At 69.5% G+C, this 20,944-nt stretch carries 25 protein-coding genes; 6 read left to right on the top strand and 19 right to left on the bottom strand.

Features of this window, described 5'->3' with window-relative positions; all coding sequences use genetic code 11:
* Positions 1-74: 74 nt before the first annotated feature.
* Positions 75-1,076 (top strand): PDDEXK nuclease domain-containing protein, encoded by a 1,002-nt coding sequence (locus ACW14X_RS27410; RefSeq protein ID WP_457163963.1) that lies wholly within the window; start codon positions 75-77, stop codon positions 1,074-1,076.
* A 4-nt stretch (positions 1,077-1,080) separates the two neighbouring features.
* Here ACW14X_RS27410 and ACW14X_RS27405 read toward each other — a convergent pair whose 3' ends face one another.
* Entirely contained in the window at positions 1,081-1,668 is a 588-nt protein-coding gene (locus ACW14X_RS27405; protein ID WP_457163962.1) for an NUDIX hydrolase, read from the bottom strand.
* A gap of 156 nt (positions 1,669-1,824) precedes the next feature.
* Here ACW14X_RS27405 and ACW14X_RS27400 point away from each other — a divergent pair, with 156 nt between their 5' ends.
* Positions 1,825-2,016: a type II toxin-antitoxin system VapB family antitoxin gene (locus ACW14X_RS27400; RefSeq protein ID WP_160022966.1), complete on the top strand. Its 192-nt coding sequence runs from the start codon at positions 1,825-1,827 to the stop codon at positions 2,014-2,016.
* On the opposite strand, the gene ACW14X_RS27395 is transcribed toward ACW14X_RS27400, so the two are convergent.
* The 12 genes from ACW14X_RS27395 to ACW14X_RS27340 all read right to left on the bottom strand — a co-directional run bounded on the left by ACW14X_RS27395 (position 2,000) and on the right by ACW14X_RS27340 (position 12,235).
* Positions 2,000-2,323 (bottom strand): hypothetical protein, encoded by a 324-nt coding sequence (locus ACW14X_RS27395; RefSeq protein WP_457163961.1) that lies wholly within the window; start codon positions 2,321-2,323, stop codon positions 2,000-2,002. The two genes, ACW14X_RS27400 and ACW14X_RS27395, sit on opposite strands and share 17 nt — an antisense overlap.
* 221 nt (positions 2,324-2,544) lie before the next feature.
* Positions 2,545-4,167 (bottom strand): ABC-F family ATP-binding cassette domain-containing protein, encoded by a 1,623-nt coding sequence (locus ACW14X_RS27390; RefSeq protein WP_457163960.1) that lies wholly within the window; start codon positions 4,165-4,167, stop codon positions 2,545-2,547.
* Positions 4,168-4,294: 127 nt separating this feature from the next.
* Positions 4,295-4,645: a DUF2200 domain-containing protein gene (locus ACW14X_RS27385; RefSeq protein WP_400463805.1), complete on the bottom strand. Its 351-nt coding sequence runs from the start codon at positions 4,643-4,645 to the stop codon at positions 4,295-4,297.
* Between the two features lie 9 nt (positions 4,646-4,654).
* A complete protein-coding gene (locus ACW14X_RS27380) occupies positions 4,655-5,413 on the bottom strand; it encodes a methyltransferase domain-containing protein (protein WP_457163959.1) in 759 nt (252 codons plus the stop codon).
* Positions 5,414-5,424: 11 nt separating this feature from the next.
* Positions 5,425-6,714, bottom strand: coding sequence for a dihydroorotase (locus ACW14X_RS27375; protein WP_350842602.1), 1,290 nt, complete (start codon positions 6,712-6,714; stop codon positions 5,425-5,427).
* Positions 6,711-7,652 carry an aspartate carbamoyltransferase catalytic subunit gene (locus tag ACW14X_RS27370; protein ID WP_350842600.1) on the bottom strand — a complete coding sequence of 314 codons (942 nt, stop codon included), beginning with the start codon at positions 7,650-7,652 and terminating at the stop codon, positions 6,711-6,713. Before ACW14X_RS27370 ends, ACW14X_RS27375 begins: the two co-directional genes overlap by 4 nt.
* Complete coding sequence (gene pyrR, locus ACW14X_RS27365; RefSeq protein WP_350842598.1) at positions 7,649-8,224, bottom strand: bifunctional pyr operon transcriptional regulator/uracil phosphoribosyltransferase PyrR; 576 nt, start codon at positions 8,222-8,224, stop codon at positions 7,649-7,651. The genes ACW14X_RS27370 and pyrR overlap by 4 nt, the downstream gene beginning before the upstream one ends.
* Positions 8,225-8,286: 62 nt before the next feature.
* On the bottom strand, positions 8,287-9,297 hold the full coding sequence (locus tag ACW14X_RS27360) for an NADPH:quinone reductase (protein WP_457163958.1): 1,011 nt from the start codon (positions 9,295-9,297) through the stop codon (positions 8,287-8,289).
* 24 nt (positions 9,298-9,321) lie between these two features.
* Positions 9,322-10,503, bottom strand: a complete 1,182-nt coding sequence (locus tag ACW14X_RS27355; RefSeq protein WP_201450998.1) for a MinD/ParA family ATP-binding protein — start codon at positions 10,501-10,503, stop codon at positions 9,322-9,324.
* 173 nt (positions 10,504-10,676) lie between these two features.
* A complete protein-coding gene (nusB, locus tag ACW14X_RS27350) occupies positions 10,677-11,090 on the bottom strand; it encodes a transcription antitermination factor NusB (RefSeq protein ID WP_160022948.1) in 414 nt (137 codons plus the stop codon).
* Positions 11,091-11,093: 3 nt separating this feature from the next.
* Positions 11,094-11,660 (bottom strand): elongation factor P, encoded by a 567-nt coding sequence (gene efp / locus ACW14X_RS27345; protein WP_160022946.1) that lies wholly within the window; start codon positions 11,658-11,660, stop codon positions 11,094-11,096.
* Positions 11,661-11,779: 119 nt separating this feature from the next.
* On the bottom strand, positions 11,780-12,235 hold the full coding sequence (locus ACW14X_RS27340) for a type II 3-dehydroquinate dehydratase (protein ID WP_350842594.1): 456 nt from the start codon (positions 12,233-12,235) through the stop codon (positions 11,780-11,782).
* Positions 12,236-12,305: 70 nt separating this feature from the next.
* Between ACW14X_RS27340 and ACW14X_RS27335 the strand changes: the two genes are divergently transcribed.
* The 4 genes from ACW14X_RS27335 to ACW14X_RS27320 all read left to right on the top strand — a co-directional run bounded on the left by ACW14X_RS27335 (position 12,306) and on the right by ACW14X_RS27320 (position 15,067).
* Positions 12,306-12,911, top strand: coding sequence for a TetR/AcrR family transcriptional regulator (locus ACW14X_RS27335; protein ID WP_160022942.1), 606 nt, complete (start codon positions 12,306-12,308; stop codon positions 12,909-12,911).
* A gap of 36 nt (positions 12,912-12,947) precedes the next feature.
* The gene (locus ACW14X_RS27330) at positions 12,948-14,105 is read left to right on the top strand and encodes an acyl-CoA dehydrogenase family protein (protein ID WP_160022940.1); all 1,158 of its coding nucleotides are present in this window, start codon (positions 12,948-12,950) and stop codon (positions 14,103-14,105) included.
* Between the two features lie 63 nt (positions 14,106-14,168).
* A complete protein-coding gene (locus ACW14X_RS27325) occupies positions 14,169-14,558 on the top strand; it encodes a helix-turn-helix domain-containing protein (RefSeq protein WP_160022934.1) in 390 nt (129 codons plus the stop codon).
* Between the two features lie 47 nt (positions 14,559-14,605).
* Positions 14,606-15,067, top strand: a complete 462-nt coding sequence (locus ACW14X_RS27320) for a VOC family protein (protein WP_350715025.1) — start codon at positions 14,606-14,608, stop codon at positions 15,065-15,067.
* Between the two features lie 55 nt (positions 15,068-15,122).
* Here ACW14X_RS27320 and aroB read toward each other — a convergent pair whose 3' ends face one another.
* From aroB to mltG, 6 genes are read right to left on the bottom strand one after another with little or no spacing between them, the layout of a single operon-like run.
* Positions 15,123-16,220 (bottom strand): 3-dehydroquinate synthase, encoded by a 1,098-nt coding sequence (aroB, locus tag ACW14X_RS27315; protein ID WP_457163957.1) that lies wholly within the window; start codon positions 16,218-16,220, stop codon positions 15,123-15,125.
* A gap of 2 nt (positions 16,221-16,222) precedes the next feature.
* The gene (locus ACW14X_RS27310) at positions 16,223-16,738 is read right to left on the bottom strand and encodes a shikimate kinase (RefSeq protein ID WP_457163956.1); all 516 of its coding nucleotides are present in this window, start codon (positions 16,736-16,738) and stop codon (positions 16,223-16,225) included.
* Positions 16,738-17,916, bottom strand: a complete 1,179-nt coding sequence (gene aroC / locus ACW14X_RS27305; RefSeq protein ID WP_350715021.1) for a chorismate synthase — start codon at positions 17,914-17,916, stop codon at positions 16,738-16,740. The genes ACW14X_RS27310 and aroC overlap by 1 nt, the downstream gene beginning before the upstream one ends.
* Positions 17,917-17,961: 45 nt before the next feature.
* Positions 17,962-18,639 carry a prepilin peptidase gene (locus tag ACW14X_RS27300; RefSeq protein WP_457163955.1) on the bottom strand — a complete coding sequence of 226 codons (678 nt, stop codon included), beginning with the start codon at positions 18,637-18,639 and terminating at the stop codon, positions 17,962-17,964.
* Positions 18,636-19,484, bottom strand: coding sequence for a shikimate dehydrogenase (locus ACW14X_RS27295; protein WP_457163954.1), 849 nt, complete (start codon positions 19,482-19,484; stop codon positions 18,636-18,638). Before ACW14X_RS27295 ends, ACW14X_RS27300 begins: the two co-directional genes overlap by 4 nt.
* Before the next feature lie 13 nt (positions 19,485-19,497).
* The gene (gene mltG / locus ACW14X_RS27290) at positions 19,498-20,802 is read right to left on the bottom strand and encodes an endolytic transglycosylase MltG (RefSeq protein ID WP_350842580.1); all 1,305 of its coding nucleotides are present in this window, start codon (positions 20,800-20,802) and stop codon (positions 19,498-19,500) included.
* Between the last annotated feature and the right edge of the window lie 142 nt (positions 20,803-20,944).

Raw genomic sequence — 20,944 nt, 5'->3', positions numbered from 1 at the left:
GGCGCCTCCAGGAGCGGCGAACGTACCGCCTGCAATCGCAGGCGGTGATTCGTACGCCTCCAAGGAGATCGACTATGACCCACGACTTTTCGCTGCCCGATGGCTACGCGGAATGGCTTGGCGACCTGAAGGAGCGGATCCGCGCCGCCCGGCAGCGCGCCGCATTCGCCGTCAACACCGAGCTTCTCGCCCTCTACTGGCAGATCGGGCGTGAGATTGCCGACCGCCAAGAAACCCAAGGCTGGGGAGCGAAGGTGATCGAGCGGATCTCCCAGGATCTTCGCATCGCATTTCCTGACATGACCGGGCTGTCGAAGCGCAACCTCGCGTACATGCGCGCGTTCGCCATGGCTTGGCCTGACCCTGAATTTGTGCAGCAGCCTGCTGCACAAATCCCATGGGCGCACCATCAGGTGCTCCTCGACAAGTTCGACGATGCCGAGCCACGCCTGGCATACGCCGCCGCAGCAGTTGAACATGGCTGGTCACGCAGCGTGATGTCGCTACACATCGAGGGCCGCACTCTGGAGCGCTCCGGACGTGCGATCAGCAACTTCGAGCGTACGCTTCCACCCGAGGCCTCGGATCTCGCTCGAGAGATCGTCAAGGACCCCTACAACTTCGAGTTTCTCGGAGTCGGAGGGGAGGCCCGCGAGCGGGACATCGAACAGGCGCTCGTCGACCACGTCACCCAGTTCTTGGTCGAACTCGGAGTCGGGTTCGCGTACGTCGGGCGCCAGGTGTCTCTCGAGGTCGGCGGGGAGGACTTCTTCATCGACCTGCTCTTCTATCACCTCAGGCTGCGCTGCTACGTCGTCATCGAACTCAAGGCCGGCAAGTTCAGGCCCGAGCATCTGGGGCAGCTCAACTTCTATCTGGCGGCGGTCGATGGGGAGATGGCGCATCCCGACGATGCCCCGACGATTGGCATTCTGCTGTGCCAGAGCCGCAATCAGGTCGTCGCGGAGTACTCGCTGCGCGGTTCAATGCAGCCGCTCGGAATAGCCGAGTATCAACTGCTGGCTAGCCTCCCGAGCGTCGAACGTCTCCAGCAGGAACTGAGCGGTCCTGAGTGAGGCCTCAGAGTCCGGCAGTCTTCAGCTTGTCGAGCACCCGACCCATGTGGGGGTCGAAGAGCCGCACATCCACAGCGCGGATCTCGGAGGGCGTCCACCAGCGCACACCGGCGTACTCCCGCTCGTCCGGCACCAACGGGACTCGGTGGTCGTGGGCGAGGACGAACCAGAGGCTGACGTCGGTGTGCGGATCCGGGCGGTCGGGCCGAGTCGTGGTGACGGTGATGAACAACGGGCATGGGCCGACGTCGGGGTGGAACCGCGCCTCGACTCCCAGTTCTTCGAGGCACTCGCGACGCACGGTGTCGGCGGGATTCTCACTTGGCTCGACGTGGCCTCCTGGTGGCAGCCACAGCCCCGACTTGCGGTGGTCGCCCAGCAGGATGTGGCCGCTCACCGGGTCGACGAGAAGGAAGTAGGAGACCAGGTGCTTGGCCGGCGCGGTCGGAGCGGTGGTGCGCCGGAACACGTCGTTGGTCACGCACAACCACGCTGACGCGTCGGCGATGTGGCCGCTCTCGACGTCGTCCATCGGCTCGATCGAGTCCACCATGATCGTGATGTCGGTCAGCAGTCGGTCTTCCGGGCTCATGGCTGTGGACCATAGAGGCGAGCACCGACAGCCCGGCCAAGCGTGGCGTCAGGTGAGTGCGACACGATGTGACGGTTGTCGCAGGTCATTGCGTTGCATGGTTGTGCACCGCTAGCGTTTCGATGTTTCATCCAGGTTTCCGTGCGGGGGTACGCAATGACAGAGACGTCGATCAGCATCGACGCGGAGCTGTTGGCCGAGGCGAGAAAGATCGCCGGGACGACGACCAACCAGGCTGCGATCGACCACGCGCTGCGTGACCTCGTCGAGCGTGAGGCCGCCTCGGCGGAGTTCGACAGCATCGTCTCGCGCGAGCTCGGCGACACGAAGGTCACGCTGGAGTTCTGAGCTCGCCGAGCGCGTCCAGCGGGACCGGCCAGAAGTCTTGGTCGGTCGCGAGGTGGATGACATCGACCGGCACCGCCGCCACCGCACACGCCCCGTAGAGACGGGCGGCGTTCTTCCGGTCCGACAGGCTCGGTGGGCCGCCGCCCGGCCGGCACAGCAGGAGCTCGACCCGGTCGAAGCCGTGCGCATCGACCAGGTCGCGCAGCATCGTGGCCAGGTTGGCGGCACCGTCATCGGCGATCTCCACCGGCAGCCCCTCGATCTGACACAGCTGCGGGAACGGCACCCCGTCGGGATCGACCAACATGAACCACAACCGGGGCTCGGGCCAGCCGAGGGGGGTTGATCAGGTGTCGCCAGGCGGCCTCGACGTCGGCCTGGGTGCGGAGGACTGGAGCGTACGGAATCTTGTCGGTCATGGGTCAAAGTCACCATGGCGTGTCGATGAGGACAACGACGATCTCGGCGCCTGTGGATAACTCTGCTCATCCACAGGGTTTCGTCCGCAAGTGGCCCGCCCGCGGCGCCTCAGCGCACGAGACGGTGCTCCTGACCCGACCAGCGCCGCCGCAGCCAGCGGTCGTGAGAGGCGACGACGATGGTGCCCGGGGTGACCCCGATCGCCTCCTCCAGCTCGCCCGCCAGAGTGAGCGAGATGTGGTTGGTGGGCTCGTCGAGAAGCAGCAGGTCCGGGCCGGTGGCGATGGCGATCGCCAGGTCGAGCCGCCGGCGCTGGCCGACGCTCAGCGCGCCGACGGGCCGGTTGAGGTCGCGCGGGTGGACCAGGCCCAGGTCACGTAGCGGCACCTGGGTCGCCAGCACCTCCCCCACCGACTCCAGGTAGACGTCGGCGACCTTGCGGCGCAGGTCCCCGAACTGCGGGTCCTGGGTGAGCTCCTCGACGTGACGGGCGCTGACCTGGACCTCGCCCGAGGTCGGCTTCACACGCCCGGAGATCACTCCGAGCAGCGTGGACTTGCCGCTGCCGTTGGGTCCGGTGATCAGCAGGTGCTCCCCCGCCATGATGTCCAGGACCGGCAGGCTGACCCGCTCCTCGACCACCAGGTCGCGTACGACGACCATCCTCCCGCTCGCGCCGGTAGCCGACAGCGCGGCGTTGAGCCGCAGGGGCGGCGGTGGCTTGCGTACCTGTGCCTCCTCGGCCTCCTCCAGCCGGCGGTTGGCATCCTTCTTGCGGCGGGCGACGGTGCGTTCGACGTTGCTGCCCTTGAACTTGTAGATGAACTTGTCGTTGTCGGTCGGGCCGCGGTTGTGGGCGATCGCGTCGTTGCCGATTTTGGTCGCGGTGCGGAGACGCTTGAGCTCGTCCTGCTGCTCTGCGTACGTCTGCTCCCACCGCTCGCGAGCGGCCTGCCGTGCCTCCTCGTAGGCGCTCCAGCCGCCCCCGAAGAGGCGCCCGCCGGCGCCGTCGGTCCCGAAGGCCGTCGGGTCGAGATCGAAGAGGCCGGTGGCGACCTCGTCGAGGAAGACTCGATCGTGGGAGGCCATCAGCACGACGCCGGGGAGGTCACGCAGGAACTCCCCCAGCACCGCGACCGCCTCGTCGTCGAGGTGGTTGGTCGGCTCGTCGAGCAGCAGTGCGTCGGGCCGGCGCGTGATCGCGGTCGCCAGCGCCAGTCTGGTCCGCTGCCCGCCGGAGAGCGTGCTGATCGGACGCTCACGGTCCAGGCCGCTGAGGCCGAGACGCTCGGCGGCCAAGATCGCCCGCCTGTCGGCGTCCCATGCGTCGTGGGCCACCGCGAAGTCGAGCGCGCTCGCGTACGTCTCGGCGACCTCGGGGTCGTCGAGACGGTCGGCCAGCGTCTCGACCGTCGCGACCGCCTCCCGCAGCGGACGCAGGGTGGTGGCGAGCACGTCCTCGATGCTCGCCGCGTCGCGGAACGGCGGCTCCTGCGGCAGCCAGACGAGGTCGTCGGGTGCCTCGAGCGTGCCTGTGCGTTGGGCGGTGCGCGGGAGCCGGTGTGCGATAGCGCGGAGCAACGTGGACTTGCCGGCGCCGTTCTCCCCCACGAGCGCGATCCGCTCGCCCGGGGAGACGGTGAGGTCTATCCCGGCGAGGACGGAGCCGCTGCGGAAGGAGACGGAGAGGTCGCGGACGACGATCGGTCCGGAGACGATGGAAGATGACATGAGAGCGCTGGCCTTCGGGTTCGAGGACGACCCGCCGGGCATGTGCCTCGGGCGCAGGTCGGAGGTCAGCGCAGGATCTTCATGATGAGTAAAGAGTACGCGGCCGACGCCTGCGACGTCCAACCGATTATCCGCGCAGGATCTTCTCCATCGCCTTGCCCTTGGCCAGCTCGTCGACGAGCTTGTCGAGGTAACGCACCTGCCGCATGACCGGGTCCTCGATCTCCTGGACCCGAACGCCACAGACCACCCCGGTGATCAGCTCCGAGCTGGGGTTGAGGTCGGCCGCGGCGAAGAACTCCTCGAAGCTCGTCCCCGCCTCGACGTGCTTCGCGATCGCGTCGTCGTCGAAGCCGGTCAGCCAGGTGATCACCTGGTGCAGCTCGGCCGTGGTCCGGCCCTTCCTCTCCACCTTCGTCACATAGTGCGGGTAGACGGAGCCGAAGGGCATCTTGTAGACGCGCTCGAGGTTATCCACGTTCCGAGCCTAGCCCGGTCGCTCCGCGACGAGCTGGTACATCCCGGCGATACGTACGAACGGCTCCTGGTCGCACAGCTCGCGCTCGAGCTCGAGGAGACGGTCGAAGTAGGCGGGATCGTTCTTGGCGGCGTCGTCGGTGAGCAGGTCGTTCGCGATCCTGGTGCCGAAGCGGCCGGTGATCTCCAGCCCCGCGGAGACGACCTCGGCCTCGAGATCAGCCATCGGCACCTTGCGTACGTCATGGTCGAAGGTCACGGCCCGCTTGACCTCCGCACGCAGCTCGGCGAGCGCCGCCTCGGGACCGCCCGTGACCAGCTGGCGCAGCACCATGCTCGCGGGGTTGGGGACCATCACCGAGACACGGCCGCCCGGGCGCACAGCAGCCGCGAGGCGGCGTACGTCTCCGGCCTCGGCTGGGCGGTAGTGCAGCACGAAGTGGCAAAGGATCAGGTCCCACTCCCCGTCGGGCAGGTCGTCGAGACCGCCGACGAGCGTGGTCAGCGACGTGCCCGCCTCTACTGCCCGACGCTTCGCCTCCGCCAGCCAGGACTCCGACGGGTCGAGGATCGTGACGTCGTGACCGGCCAGTGCCAGCGGCAGCGCGTCCATCCCGTCCCCGCCGCCGACGTCGAGGATCCGCAGCCCATCTCCCAGGTCCGCACACTGGCGCCGGAGAACCTCCTCGACCACGGTGTAGCGGATCCGGCCCCACGGGGTCGCGGTGTAGGCCCGCCACTGCGCGAGCTTGTCGGAGACGTCGGTCATGGCGGTGGAGCCTAACCGGCGTAGGTCTGCTTCCCCCGCAGGTAGGTGGCGACGACGCGGCCGGTGAGCTTGCGGTCGTGCCAGGGGTTGTTGCGGGAGAGCGAGAGCGAACGGTCGCGATCCACGACGTAGGTCGCGGCCGGGTCGACCAGAGCCAGGTTGGCCGGCTCGCCGACCGCGATCGGACGCCCGTGCTCCTCGAGGCCGGCGATCCGGGCCGGGGTCGCGGACATGACCCGGGCGACGCCGGCCCAGTCCAGCAGACCCGAGGAGACCATGACGGTCGAGACGACCGAGAGCGCCTCCTCGAGCCCGAGCATCCCGAAGGCCGCGTCGACGAAGGCGTGCTCCTTGTCCTGTCGAGCGTGCGGGGCGTGGTCGGTGGCGACCGCGTCGATGGTGCCGTCGGCCAGCGCCGCCCTCAGGGCCTCGACGTCCTCGGCAGGGCGCAGGGGCGGGTTGACCTTGAAGGTCGGGTCGTAGCCGGCGAGCAGGTCGGTCGTCAGCAGCAGGTGGTGCGGGGTGACCTCCGCGGTGACCGCCCAGCTGCCGTCCTTCTCCGCCTGCGCCTTCGCCCAGCGCAGCACCTCGACGGTGCCTGCGGTCGAGGCGTGGGCGACGTGCACGCGCGAGCCGGTGTGGCGGGCGAGCATCACGTCGCGGGCGACGATGACCTCCTCCGCGACTCCCGGCCAGCCGGGCAGACCGAGCCGGCCGGAGAGCTCGCCCTCGTGGCAGCAGGCCGAGCCGTAGGGCGCCAGCGACGGGTCCTGGGAGTGCTGGGAGATCACGCCGCCGAACGCCTTGACGTACTCCAGCGCCCGTCGCATCACCCTCGGGTCCGAGACGCAGCGGCCGTCGTCGGAGAAGACCTTGACGCCCGCCCGGGAGCGGTTCATCAGGGACAGCTCGGCGAGCTCCTCGCCGGCCAGGCCCTTCGTCACCGCACCGACCGGGAACACGTCGGCCAGACCGGCCTCGCGGCCGAGGTCCCACACCGAGACCGCGGCCTCGGCCGTGTCGGTGACGGGCGAGGTGTTGGCCATCGCCAGTACGGCGGTGTAGCCGCCGGCGGCAGCCGCCGCCGCGCCCGAGGCGACCGTCTCGGCGTCCTCGCGGCCCGGCTGACGCAGGTGGGTGTGCAGGTCGACCAGCCCCGGGAGGAGGACGAGCCCGGAGGCGTCGACCACCTCGTCGACGGTCGCGGACAGCGTGCCGATCTCTCGGATCACTCCCCCGTCGACGTGGACATCGGTCGGCTCGGCCCCGAGGACGGAGACTCCCTTGATCAACAGGCTCATGCGGACTCCTCGCCGGCAAGCAGGTGGTAGAGGACGGACATCCGGATCGCGACCCCGGCCGAGACCTGGTCGAGGATCCGCGAGGAGGCGGCATCGGCGGCCTCAGGAGAGATCTCCAGGCCACGGTTCATCGGCCCCGGGTGCAGGATCGGCGCGCCCTCGCGCAGCATTCCGAGCCGCTGACGGGTGAGCCCGTAGCCGACGGTGTACTCTCTCGACGTCGGGAAGTAGCCGCCGCTCATCCGCTCCCGCTGGACGCGCAGCATCATCACCGCGTCGACCTCCGGCAGCACGTCGTCGAGCGAGTAGGAGGTGGCGAAGCCGTCCGCCTTGGCCCACTCGGCGATGCCCGAGGGCATCAGCGTGGGCGGGGCGACGGCGACCACGGAGGCTCCGAGCTTGGTCAGCGACTTCACGTTGGACCGGAACACCCGCGAGTGGGTCAGGTCGCCGACGATCGCGATCCGCTTGCCCTCCAAGGAGCCGGGCCCGCCGAGCTGGCGCTGGAGCGTGTAGCCGTCGAGTAGAGCCTGGGTCGGGTGCTCGTGCATCCCGTCGCCGGCGTTGATCACGGGGATGTCGAGCCAGCCGGCGACCTGATGGGCCGCGCCGGAGGCCGAGTGACGCATCACCAGGCCGTCGACGCCCATCGCGGTCACGGTCAGCACGGTGTCGCGCAGCGACTCCCCCTTCGAGGTCGAGGAGCCCTTCGCCGACAGGTTGATCACGTCGGCCGAGAGCCACTTCCCCGCGATCTCGAACGAAGACCGGGTGCGGGTCGAGTCCTCGAAGAAGAGGTTGATCACCGTACGCCCGCGCAGCGCCGGGAGCTTCTTGACCTCACGCTTCTGGACGTCGTGCATCTCGGCGGCGGTCGCGAAGAGCTGCTGGATCTCCTCCGCGCTCACGTCGTCGATGGACAGCAGATGCTTTGTCATGCCGGAACCCCCTCGAGCTCCACGATGCGTACCTCGTCGATGCCGTCGATCTCCTCCAGGCGCAGCCCGACCCGCTCGGAGCGGGCGGTGGGGAGGTTCTTGCCGACGTGGTCGGCCCGGATCGGCAGCTGCCGGTGGCCGCGGTCGACGAGAACGGCCAGACGTACGACGGCAGGGCGGCCGTAGTCTGCCAGGGCGTCGAGCGCGGCGCGGACGGTGCGGCCCGAGAAGAGCACGTCGTCGACCAGCACCACGGTCTTGCCGTCGATGCCGCCCGGCGGGATATCGGTGTGGTGCGGAGCGCGGGTCGGGTGGGTGCGCAGGTCGTCGCGGTACATCGTCACGTCGAGCGCGCCGTGGGCGACCGGGTGCCCTTCGGCGGCCTCGATCCGTGCGGCGATCCGCTTGGCCAGCGGCACCCCGCGGGTGTGCAGACCCAGCAGCACCAGGTCTTCCGCGTCGCGGTTGCGCTCCAGGATCTCGTGGGAGATCCGGGTCAGCGCCCGGGAGATGTCACGGGCATCGAGCACGACGCGACCATCGGTCGACGGCTCTTGCAGGGCATCAGACAAGGTTGTGGTCTCCTTCTCCGCCTCACGGGACGGCTCGTTAAAGGATCGGGCCAACCTTATCCTCACTCCAGGTCGATCAGCACTTTCCCGACGGCCCCCGCCTCGACCGCGTCGTGGGCGGCGGCGGTCTCCTCGAGCCGGTAGTGGTGAAGGGGTACGCCGCCCTCCGGGCCGACCCGCAGCGCCCCTGCCGCGACGGCGGCGGCGACGTCGTCGGCCGCGGCCTGGATCTGCGCCTCCTCGATGCCGTAGAGCTGGATGAACTGGTAGCGCAGGTTGAGCGAGAAAGTGGCACGCAGCGGCATGGTGAGCTCGTCGCCGCCGTTGTTGGCGTAGATCGCGATCGTGCCGCGCTTGGCGATGACCGCGCGGTCCAGGTCGTTGTTGACTGCCGGAGCGACCTCGACGATCTGGTCGACGCCGTCGGGTGCGATCTCGCGGATCGCGGCGGCCGGGTCGCCCTCGCGGTAGTTGACGATGTGGTGCGCCCCGGCGGCCTTCGCCAGGTCCGCCTTCTCCGCGGAGCTGACCGTGGTGATCACCGTCGCCCCGGCCCACACGGCGAGCTGGATCGCGGCGTTGCCGACCGCTCCGGCACCGCCGTGGACCAGGATGGTGAGGCCGCTGAACGACTCGGGGGCCACCCGCTCCACCGTGCCGGAGGTGAGCGCCCGATGGGCGGTCATCGCCGGGACGCCGAGCGAGGCGCCGAGGTCGTAGGAGGCACCCTCGGCCAGCCCGACGGCCTTGTGGGACGGCACCGTGACGTACTCCGCCGCGGTCCCCCAGGGCTGCCCGTGCTGGACCATGAAGAGCCAGACCGGCTGACCGACGACGTGATCGGTGACGCCCTCGCCGATCTCCTCGATCACGCCGGCGCCGTCCTGACCCGGGGTCGCCTCGGGAGTCGTCAAGGTTGCGCTCAGGCCGGCGCGTACCTTCCAGTCGGTGGGGTTGACCCCCGCCCGCACCAGTCTGACCAGGACCTCGCCCGGGCCGGGCTTCGGCACCGGGCGCTCGGTCAGACGCATGGCGGAGGAGGGACCGTTCTCGGAGTAGACGACTGCGCGCATGACTCCGACGTTAGCGGCCGATGGCTAGAGCGCGTGCGCCATCCCAGCGCAGGCCTTGAGCCACGACATCTTGGTGTCCTCCGAGAGCTGGGAGTACTGCACCGTGGAGCCCGCGACGAGCACCGGGTCGAACGGGACCCGGTAGACCCCGCGGGTGCGCTGCTGGTAGACCTCGGTGAGGTCGCGGGCCAAGTTGGTGTCGACTTTCGGGGACGGGTCGGAGAGCACGGTGATCGTCTTCAGCTTGAGGTCGGCGTAGCCGGACTCCTGGAGCGCGTCGAGCATCCACAGGCCGCTGTAGCCGGTGTCCTCGCGCACCGTCGAGGTCACCACCAGCAGGTCGGCGGTGTCGGCCGCGGCCAGCCAGTTCTCGGCACGCATGTTGTTGCCGGTGTCGACCAGGATCACCTTGTAGAAGCGCTCCAGCAGCTGGTGCACCTGCGCGAAGTCGTCGGCGTGGATCTGGCCGGTGACATCGGGCCGCTCGTCGGAGGCGAGCACATCGAAGTGGGCGTCTCCCTGGGAGCGTACGAACGCACCGAGGTCGCCGATGCGGGACTGGTAGACGTTGTTGAACGCGGCCAGGTTGTCGAGCAGCTCGCGGGTGGTGTTGCGGTGGGTGCTCCGCATACCACGGATGCCGAGGGTGCCGCGGGTCTCGTTGTTGTCCCAGGCCACGATCCCGCCACCGCGTACGGTGCCGAAGGTGTAGCCCGCCGCGAGCACGCCGGTGGTCTTGGCGGCACCGCCCTTGGGGTTGATGAAGACGATCGTGCGCGGTCCGTCGAAGTCCCGCTGGATCATCGCCCGGTCCTGCTCGTAGGCGACCTCGTCCTGCCCCATCTTCGGGCTGATCAACCCTCCGGACATCCTGCGGATCGCTCCTCGCCAGCCCCAGGTCGCAGGGCCGAACCCGGCCGACTCCGCGCGCCGGTCGAGGAAGTCGGTCGCGCTGGGGACCTCCTGCCCGTGAACGGCCGGGGGTGGCGGCGTCACCGCCACCGGAGGGGGCGGGGCGGGTGTCGTGGTGACCTGTGGGTTGGTGATGCGAGTCGCCTCCTGACTCGGGTCCGGATGGGGCTGGCTGGGGGGCGTCACCGGCCTTCCCGCCGTGTTCGGCGGGGGCGGCGTCACCCAGTGGGAGGGTGTGCCGGCCGGCCGGGTGCGCGAGTCCGGCTCGTCGTAGGGGTTGTTCTCCTGCGTCATGCGCTCTCCGAATACGGGTGCTTGGTTACGGCCTCCATCACAGCCTTGGGTCCAAACATACGGTCCCGACCGAAGCAATCGTCGATAACCGGAAAACACACGCGTCGCGCCGCACCCGAAATGACGCCACGCCTGCCCGGAACGGTCCCGGACAGGCGTACGTCTCGTGCCGATCAGGCCTTGGCGAGGTCCTTCGCGACCGCGGCGAGCACGCCGTTGACGAAGGACGGCGAGTCGTCGGTCGACAGCTCGGTCACCAGTGCGGTGGCCTCGCTGATCGCGACCTCGGAGGCGACATCGCCGTCGAGGAGCTCCCAGACGCCGAGGCGGAGGACGTTGCGGTCGACCGCGGGCATCCGGGCCAGCGACCAGTCCTTGGCGAAGGCGGCGATCAGAGCGTCGATGCGCTCGGACTCGGCGACCACGCCACGGACGAGCTTGACCGTGAAGGGGTTGTTGGGCACCTCACCCTCGCGGATCTGCTGGTCGAGCAGATCACCGGCGGAGAGTCCACGGGCCTCAGCGGCGAAGAGCAGGTCGAGCGCGCGCTTACGGGCCTTGGTGCGGGCGGTGGCGACGTGAGCCACAGGTCAGCCCTTGACGCGGGAGAGGTAGGAACCGCCCTCGCGGGTGTCGACCTTGATCTTCTCGCCCTGCTCGATGAAGAGCGGCACCTGGATCTCGGCGCCGGTCTCCAGGGTGGCGGGCTTGGTGCGGCCGGTGGCCGAGTCACCCATGACACCGGGCTCGGTGTAGGAGATGACGAGCTCGACCGACGGCGGGAGCTCGACGAAGAGCACGCGACCCTCGTTGGTGGCCAGGATGACCTCCTGGTTCTCCAGGAGGAAGCCCGCGCTGTCGCCGATGATCTCCGGGCCCACCTCGACCTGGTCGAAGTCGGCGACGTCCATGAAGACGAAGTTCGAGCCGTCGTTGTAGAGGTACTGGAACGAGCGGCGGTCGACCGTGGCGGTCTCGACCTTGGTGCCGGCGTTGAAGGTCTTGTCGACGTTCTTGCCCGACTCGACGTTCTTCAGCTTGGTGCGGACGAAGGCCGGACCCTTGCCGGGCTTCACGTGCTGGAACTCGACCACCTGCCAGAGCTGGCCCTCGATCTTCAGCACCATGCCGTTCTTGAGGTCGTTCGTCGTCGCCATAACCGTCCGTCAGCCTTCGTCTCTTTGACCTGCACCGATGCAGGCTTCATTGTCAATGTTCGTGAGGCCCGAAGGGCCTCAGAGAATCCTAGTCAACAGACGTACGCCGACCCAATCCGTCACGCGGTGCCGAGCTTCGCGGCGATGACCGAGAGCGCCTCGTGGTAGCCGTCGATGCCCTTGCCCGCGACGACCGCGGCCGCGTGTGGGGTGATGACGCTGGTGTGCCGGAAGACCTCGGGTCGCTCGAGCGGCTCGGAGATGTGCACCTCGACCAGCGGAGCGGTCAGCTGCGCGCAGGCGTCGTAGATGGCGTAGGAGTAGTGGGTCCAGGCGGCGGCGTTGAGCACGACCGGGATGCCCTTGTCTGCCGCGGCGTTGAGCCAGTCGACCATGTCGCCCTCGTGGTTGGTCTGACGTACGTCCACGGCGAAGCCGAGCGCATGGCCCCAGTCGACGCACATCGCGGCGAGCTCGTCGTGGGTGGTGTGCCCGTAGATCTCGGGCTGACGCTTCCCGAGACGACCGAGGTTGGGGCCGTTGAGGACCAGGACCTTCTTCAACGTTTTGCTCACGTCGGCATCCTTGCACGGTTTTCGCGAGCCGAATCTAAGCGCCCACTTACCTTTGTGTCAGACTGACCACATGACCGATGTACGCACCAGCACCCAGGCGCGCGGCGACCGTAGCCGTGCCCGTCTGCTCGACGCGGCGGTCCAGGCATTCTCCGCCAAGGGGTTCCACGGCACCAGCACCCGCGACATCGCCACGGCGGCCGGACTGAGCCCGGCCGCGGTCTACGTCCACCACCGCTCCAAGGAGGAGCTCCTGCACGCGATCGCGGTGCGCGGCCACGAGGTGATCCTCGAGGCGGTCACCGACGCGACCCGTGCCGACGCCACGCCCGCAGAGCGGGTCGCGGCCGCCGTACGCACCTATGTCCTCTTCCACGCGCGCTCCCACACGACGGCCCGCGTCATCAACTACGAGCTCGCCGCGCTGACCGAGGAGCACTTCCGGGAGATCGCGGGGCTGCGCCGCGCCATCGACACCGTCATGCGTGAGGTCGTCGAGGAAGGCGTACGCAGCGGCGACTTCGACACACCCGACCCGGCCAAGGCCGCCACCGCCCTGCTCTCGCTCGGCATCGACCTGGCCCGGTGGTACCGCGACGACGGCTCCTGGACGCCTGAGGACCTCGCCGACTTCTATGCCGACCTGGCGCTCCGCGTCGTCGGCGCCCGCCCCTGATCCCCACCGGAAAGAACCCGAGGAGAAAGCACCATCATGCGCCGCACCATCTACACCGAGGACCACCAGTCCTTCCGCGAGACCATCCGCTCGTTCATCGAGAAGGAGGTCACCCCGGTCTACGACGAGTGGTACGAGGCCGGGATCGTCCCCCACGACTTCTACCTCAAGCTCGGTGAGCTCGGCGTGTGGGGCATCCAGGTGCCCGAGGAGTACGGCGGCGCCGGGATCGAGTCGTTCAAGTACTCCGCCGTCATCACCGAGGAGCTCGCCCGCGCCGGCGTCTCCTTCGGCGGCTCGAGCACCCACGTCGGACTCTGCCTGCCCTACCTCCTCAAGCTGGGCACCAAGGAGCAGATGGAGCGCTGGATGCCCGGCTTCGTCGCCGGTGAGGAGATGTGGGCGATCGCGATGACCGAGCCCGGCACCGGCTCCGACCTCGCCGGCATGACCACCAATGCCAAGCTCACCGAGGACGGCAAGCACTACATCCTCAACGGCGCCAAGACCTTCATCACCGGCGGCGTCAACGCCGACCGGGTGATCGTCTGCGCCCGCACCGCGCCGGCCTCCGCCGACGACCGCCGTGGCGGGATCACCCTGCTCGCCGTCGACACCTCGCTCCCGGGCTACGAGGTCGGCCGCAAGCTCGACAAGCTCGGGCTCAAGGTCTCCGACACCGCCGAGCTCTCCTTCACCGACGTGCAGGTCCCCGTCGAGGACGTGCTCGGCGAGGTCGGCAAGGGCTTCTCCTACCTTGGCCAGAACCTCCCCGTCGAGCGTCTCGGCATCGCCGTCGGCGCCTACGCCCAGGCCGCGGCCGCCGTCGAGTTCGCCAAGGCCTACGTCCACGACCGCAAGGTCTTCGGCACCACCGTCGCCTCGTTCCAGAACACCAAGTTCGAGCTGGCCGCCTGCAAGGCCGAGGTCGACGCCGCCGAAGCCGTGGTCGACCGCGCCATCGAGGCCGAGGATGCTGGCACGCTCACCGCCGCCGAGGCCGCCTCCGCCAAGCTCTTCTGCACCGAGGTCGCCCACCGCGTCATCGACCGCTGCCTCCAGCTCCACGGCGGCTACGGCTACATGAACGAGTACCCCATCGCCCGCCTCTACGCCGACAACCGCGTCAACCGCATCTACGGCGGCACCTCCGAGGTCATGAAGCTGATCATCGCCAAGGACATGGGTCTGTGACCTGCTAGAAGCCCCTGCCGAGTCGGCTCGTCATGACGAGCCGACTCGGCATACGCTCGGGGCATGACGCCGCGCGAGGACGAGAACCGTCGCTTGCTGCGTGCACGTGACGCGATGGACCGGCACTACGCCGAGCCGCTCGACGTCGCTGCGATCGCCCGCGTCGCCCACGTCTCCCCCGCCCACTTCAGCCGCAGGTTCAAGGCGGTCTTCGGGGAGACGCCGCACCGCTACCTGCAGCGGCGGCGGATCGAGCGGTCGATGGCGTTGCTACGGGATACCGCGATCCCGGTCACCGAGGTCGCGCTCACGGTCGGCTTCACCAGCCTCGGCACCTTCAGCCGTACGTTCCGCGACATCGTCGGCACCTCGCCGACCGACTACCGCGCCCGGGCCGACAGCCCGGCCGTGCCGGGGTGTGTGGCCCGCGCCTGGATGCGGCCGGCGAGCTGAGCAGTTTCGGAGAAGCGCGCGAAGGCGAAGCGCCGCAGACTGGTCGCATGCTGACCAACATCAACATCACCGGAATCTACGTGCTCGACCAGGACGAGGCGCTCGACTTCTACGTCGGCAAGCTCGGGCTGGAGGTCGGGAGCGACGTCGACATGGGCTTCATGCGCTGGCTCACCATCCACCTTCCCGGCGACCCCGACCACCAGCTGCTGCTCGAGGTGCCGGGCGGCTCCCCCGCCCACAGCGAGGAGACGGCCGCCCAGCTGCGCGACCTGGTCACCAAGGGAGCGATGGGCGCCGTGGTCATCTTCAACACCGACGACGCAGAGAAGCTCTACGAGGACCTCTCCGCCAAGGGCGTCGAGTTCACCGACAAGCCCACCAAGCAGCCCTACGGCATCGACTGTGCCTTCCGTGATCCCTTCGGCAACCACATCCGGGTGACGCAGCGCGTCGAAGGCCCGGTCGAGGTCACCGACGAGGACATCGCCCGCTGGTCCGGTAAGTGAGCCGAATCGAGGAGGACTGAGCTCCTCAATCGCTCGGCGTCCAGCGGAGGGCGTCCTAACCCGCAACCACCGCGTACGCCTCGCGCAGCTGCTCCTCCGACGGTCCGGTGAGGATGCGCGGGGTGGCGAGGTCGTGGAGGACGACGAAGCGGAGGACGGAGCCGCGGGCCTTCTTGTCGACCCGCATCGCACCGATGAGGTCGTCGAAGCCCGCCTCGACGCCGAGCTCCTTGACGGTGGTCGGGAGGCCGACCTTCGCAAACGTCGGCGCATGTCGGGCGGCGACGTCGTCGGAGAGGACTCCTGCGAGACGGGCGAGCTCGGCGGCGTACACACAACCGACGGCGACCGCGTCGCCGTGGCGGATCGAGAAGCCGGAGTGCTTCTCGAGCGCGTGCGCGAGGGTGTGGCCGTAGTTGAGGGTCTCGCGGCCGGGTTGGCCGTCCGCGCCGCCGGTCTCCTTCAGGTCGGCGGCGACGACCTCGGCCTTGACCCGGATCGCACGCTCGACCAGCTCGGCGAGAACGGGCGAGGACGCGGTGATCTCGTCCGTCTCGTCAACCAGACGCAGGATCTCGGGGTCGGCGATGAAGCCGCACTTGACGACCTCGCCGAGCCCGGCGATCAGGTCGGCCTCGGGCAGGGTCTCGAGCAGCGCGAGGTCGCACAGCACCCCGGCGGGCTCGTGGAACGCACCGACGAGGTTCTTCCCGGCGGCGGTATTGACGCCGGTCTTGCCGCCGACCGCGGCATCGACCATGGCGAGCACCGTGGTGGGGACGTGCACGACGCGCACGCCGCGCAGCCAGCCGGCTGCGACGAACCCACCCAGGTCGGTGGTCGCGCCGCCACCGAAGGTGACAACGGCGTCGGAGCGGGTGAAGCCCCGCTCCCCCAGCGCCTCCCAGCAGTCGTTGGCGACCGCGACCGTCTTCTGGTCCTCGCCGCTGGGCAGACCGAGGCCGAGCACGTCGTAGTGCTTCAGCAGCTCCTCGAGCACCGGCTCGGCGTACTCGGCCAGGTCGGCGGCGTAGAGGAACGCCACCCGCTCGACGCTGTCGCCCAGCAGCCCCTGGAGCCGGCCGGCGAGGCCGGAGCCGATGACGACGTCGTACGCCGCGGCGCTCTCGACCCTGATGACGGTCTCAGTCACTTCTACTCCGTGGTGTTCAGCGCGGTGAGGGCGGTGGCGAGCTCGGCGGCGACGTCGTCGGCCGAGCGGCCGTCGGTGTCGACGACGAGCGTCGCGACCGACTCATAGATGGGTGCGCGCTCCTCCAGGAGCGTCTTGATGCGACCGCGTACATTGCCGAGCAGCATCGGACGGCCCGAGCCGAGGCCGACCCGCTTGACCGCGTCGGCGACCCCGACCCGCAGGTAGACGACGGTGTGCTCCTTGAGCAGGATCTGGGTCTGCTCAGCCAGCACGGCGCCGCCGCCGAGGGAGACCACTCCGTCGTGCTCGGCCAGGGCAGCCGCGACGGCGGAGGCCTCGACCGAGCGGAAGTGAGCTTCACCCTCGTCGACGAAGATGTCCTGCACGCTCTTGCCTGCGGCCGCCGCGATGTCCTCGTCGGTGTCACGCAGGGTCACCCCGAGACGTGCGGCCAGCAGCGCCCCGACCGTGGACTTCCCGGCGCCCATCGGGCCGACCAGCACGATGGCGGGCATCACGAGTACCTCAGGTTCTCGAGGTAGGCCTTGGCGTTGCGCGCGGTCTCGGCGACCGAGTCGCCACCGAACTTCTCCAGCGCCGCCTCGGCCAGCACGAGCGCGACCATCGCCTCGGCGACGACCCCGGCTGCGGGCACCGCGCAGACGTCGGAGCGCTGGTGGTGCGCGACGGCCTCCTCGCCGGTGGCCACGTCGACGGTGCGCAGTGCACGCGGCACGGTCGCGATCGGCTTCATCGCGGCGCGTACGCGCAGGATCTCGCCCGTCGACATGCCGCCCTCGGTGCCGCCGGAGCGTCCGGAGGCGCGGCGGATGCCGTCGGCGGAGGGAACGATCTCGTCGTGGGCCTTGGAGCCCGGGGTCGCGGCGAGCTCGAAGCCGTCACCGACCTCGACACCCTTGATCGCCTGGATGCCCATCAGCGCACCGGCCAGCCGGGCGTCGAGGCGCCGGTCCCAGTGCACGTGGGAGCCGAGGCCCGGCGGCAGGCCGTGGACGACGACCTCGACGACGCCGCCGAGGGTGTCACCGTCCTTGTGGGCCTCGTCGATCCGGGCGACCATCTGCTTGGAGCCGTCGGGGTCGAGCACCCGCACCGGGTCCTCGTCCAGGCGCGCCACGTCCTCGGGAGCGGGGACCTCGCGGCCGGGCGTACGGACCCCGCCGATCTCCAGGACGTGCGACACCAGGCGGACGCCGAGGGCCTGCTCGAGGAAGGCCGAGGCGACCGCGCCGAGCGCGACGCGGGCCGCGGTCTCACGGGCCGAGGCACGCTCCAGGATCGGGCGGGCGTCGTCGAAGTCGTACTTCTGCATCCCGACCAGGTCGGCGTGGCCGGGCCGCGGACGGGTCAGCGGCGCATTGCGCGCCTGGCCGGCCAGCACGTCGGGGTCGACCGGGTCGGAGGCCATCACGGTCTCCCACTTGGGCCACTCGGTGTTGCCTACCTCGATCGCGACCGGACCGCCCTGGCTCTCCCCGTGGCGCACGCCGCCGGTGATCCGCACCTGGTCCTTCTCGAACTTCATCCGGGCACCGCGGCCATAGCCCAGCCGCCGCCGGGCCAGGGCATCAGAGATGTCGTCAGAGGTGATCCGGACGTGGGCGGGCAGACCCTCCATCACGGCCGTCAAGGACGGACCATGGGACTCGCCCGCAGTGAGCCAACGCAACATGACGCCAGTCTTTCATCCCGGCCACGCAACCCCGTGCACCCGGCCTCAAAGCGAGACGGCGAGCACACCGACGAGCATGCCCAGAATCATGAACGGCCCGTACGCCAGGGGCTCGCGCATCGCCGTACGCGAGCGCTGCACGACGGCGCGCCCGATGCCCCAGACACCGAAGATCGCCAGCCCGGCCCACAGCCCGACCGCCAGCTGCTCCCAGCCGAGCCAACCGAGGACCAGGCCGACGAGCGCCGCCAGCCGTACGTCGCCGAAGCCCATCGCGTGCGGCAACATACGCCACAGCAGCCAGAACGCCGAGCGCGCGATCACCAGCCCAGCAAGGGCGCCGAGCACCGCCGCGGTGTCACGCGTCCAGAGCCACTCGGCACAGAGCAGGCCGAGCGCGACCGCGGTCGCCACCAGGATCGGCACCTTCGGCAGCCGCTGGACGCGCCAGTCGACATAGGCGAGCAGCACCCAGACAGGGGTGAGGGGCACCAGGGCCACCATCAGTCTCGACGGCTCCACCTGCCAGGCGAGCAGCCCGGCGAGCGCCGCGGAGACGCCCACCGCGAGAGGCAGCAGCGGCGGCCATCCGGCCACGGTGGCATAGGAGACCGCCGGCGGGTCGTCGACCGGCTCGGGGAGCCGGCGGAGCAGCGTCGGCACCCCGAGAGCGAGCAGACCGGCGACGGCCGCACTCACCAGCACGACCGCCCCGGGACTCATGCCGGTGTCGGCTCCATGCTGGGCCCCCTGCTGGCGAGCGCCTTCTCCCCCGCCGCCCGCATCGCAGCGAGCGGCGCGGTCCGGCCGGTGAAGAGCTCGAACTGCAGCACCGCCTGGTGCACGAGCAGATCCAGGCCGCTCACCGCCACCCCAGGGGTCACCGACAGCAGGGGCGATGGCCACGGGTCGTAGACGACGTCGAAGACGACCGGCGTCGAGGCCCAGCGGTCGATCAGCTCCGGGGTCTGCGCCTTCGCCGGAACCGTGGAGACGACCACGTCGACACCGTCGGCCGCCGAGTCGAGCGGCAGCACCGAGACGACGGGCTTGCTCCGGTGACGCGAGATCATCTCGATCGTCTCCCCCGCCGCCCCTGGGTTGCGCGCCAGCAGCGTGATCCGGGAGGCACCCAGCTCGGCGAGCGCGAGCCCCGTGGAGGCCGCGGTCGCGCCGGCGCCCAGGATCGCACCGGACGTGCAGGAGAATCCCTCGCCGGCACGCTCCCGGATCGCCGCGACAGCGCCTGGCAGATCGGTGTTGTCCCCCACCCAGCCGTGCGAGGAGCGCACCAGCGTGTTGACCGCCCCCACGAGCCGCGCTCGCGGCGACATCGAGCGCGCCAGCTCGTACGCCTCGCGCTTGAGCGGCATCGTCACCGACAGCCCACGCCATCGGCTCGGCGGCCAGTCACCGCCGAGGTCCGCGACGTACTTGGCCAGGCCACCGGCCTGCACGCGCGTGGAGGTGTAGGTCCAGTCGGACATCTCCAGCTCGGCGTACGCCGCCTGGTGAAGGACCGGGGAGAGCGAGTGATCGATCGGATCACCCAGGACAGCACACTTCACTCAGGTCTTCTCCTCAGCAGCTCTTGGACTCGGTTGCGCAGTAGTCCTTGTACTCGGCCTTGAACTTCAAGAATTGGTCATAGTTCTTGGCGAACTTCGTCTCGCCGGTCTTCAGGTTGACGGTCACGTAGTAGTACCAGTCACCTTCCGCCGGGTTGAGCGCGGCCTGGATCGCTTCATCACCCGGCGCACCGATCGGCCCCGGAGGCAGGCCCTTGTTGGTATAGGTGTTGTAGGGCGAGTCGACGGACTGCACATTGACGCCACCGAGCTCGGTGCTTCCAGACTTCCCGAGCGCGTAGTTGACCGTCGCGTCGATCTGCAGGAAGCCCGCCTGGCCGGCCGTGCCGGGATTCTCGACTCGGTTGTAGATGACCCGGGCGATCTTGGCCATGTCGTCGCCGCGACCCTCCGCCTCCACGAGCGAGGCCACGGTCATGATCTGCTCGGGTGTACACGCCTTGCCGCCACCGCACTTGAGCTGCTTGGCGCGCGCCTCGATGTCGTTGTCGCCGAGCGCCTGCTCCCACCGGTCGACCATCATCGCCAGCATCTCGGTCGGCGTCGCGTCCGGCGGGAAGGCGTACGTCGCCGGGAACAGGTAACCCTCGACGTTGCCCTCGGCGTAGTCGGGCAGACCGATCGCCTCGGTGTCCTGGGCGGCCTTCTTGAACTCGGCCGGCTTCTTCCCGGTCTTCTCGGCGAGCACCTTGTAGATCGCCTTGGCGCGCGACCCCTCGGTGATGGTCACGTTGACCGTGTCGATGTTCTCCGGGTTGGCGAGGATCTCGACGGCGTCGGCGGCCTTCATCTGCTTCTTCAGCGGGTAGAAACCGACTTGGACGGTCAGCCCCTCGGCGTTGGCCGCCTCGATGAAGGCGTCGACCGACTCCACCACGCCGACCTCCTTCAGGTTGCGGCCGACGGCTGAGACCGAGTCACCCTCGTGCACCTCGAACGAGACGGGGTCGGTGCCGGGTCCCGGGTAGTCGGCCGGCGGCGCGACCATGTCCTTGACGTAGTCGATGGCCCGGTCGCCCACGAAGTAGAACCCGCCGAGGACGACCGCCATCGCCACCAGCACGGCCAGACAGCCACCGAAGCGTCGTTTGCGCTTGGGCGGCTCCTCGTCGAAGTAGGGGTCGTGGTCGGCGGGGCCGCCCTCGAAGAAGGCAGGCTGCTGCTGGTAGGTCGGCCCGCCGTAGCCGCCCGGCCGCTGCGGCGGCTCTTGCCGGCCGTAGCCCGGCGGGGGCGTGCCGGCACCGGGCACCGGACGAGGCCCCGGGCGCCGGCCCGGCTGGCCCTGTTGCGGAGGCATCTGCCCCGGCATCTGCGGCGGCATCCGGCGTGGGTCGCGGGGATCCTGCGGAGGCTGCTGCCGTGGCGGATGGCCACCGCGCGGATCGCGACCATATGACCCCTGGCCAGGGCGACGCGGGTCGCGCGGGTCCGGGGGGTAG

The sequence above is a fragment of the Nocardioides sp. YJ-D4 genome (assembly GCF_054031495.1).
This window is presented reverse-complemented; position numbering and strand designations above follow the sequence as displayed.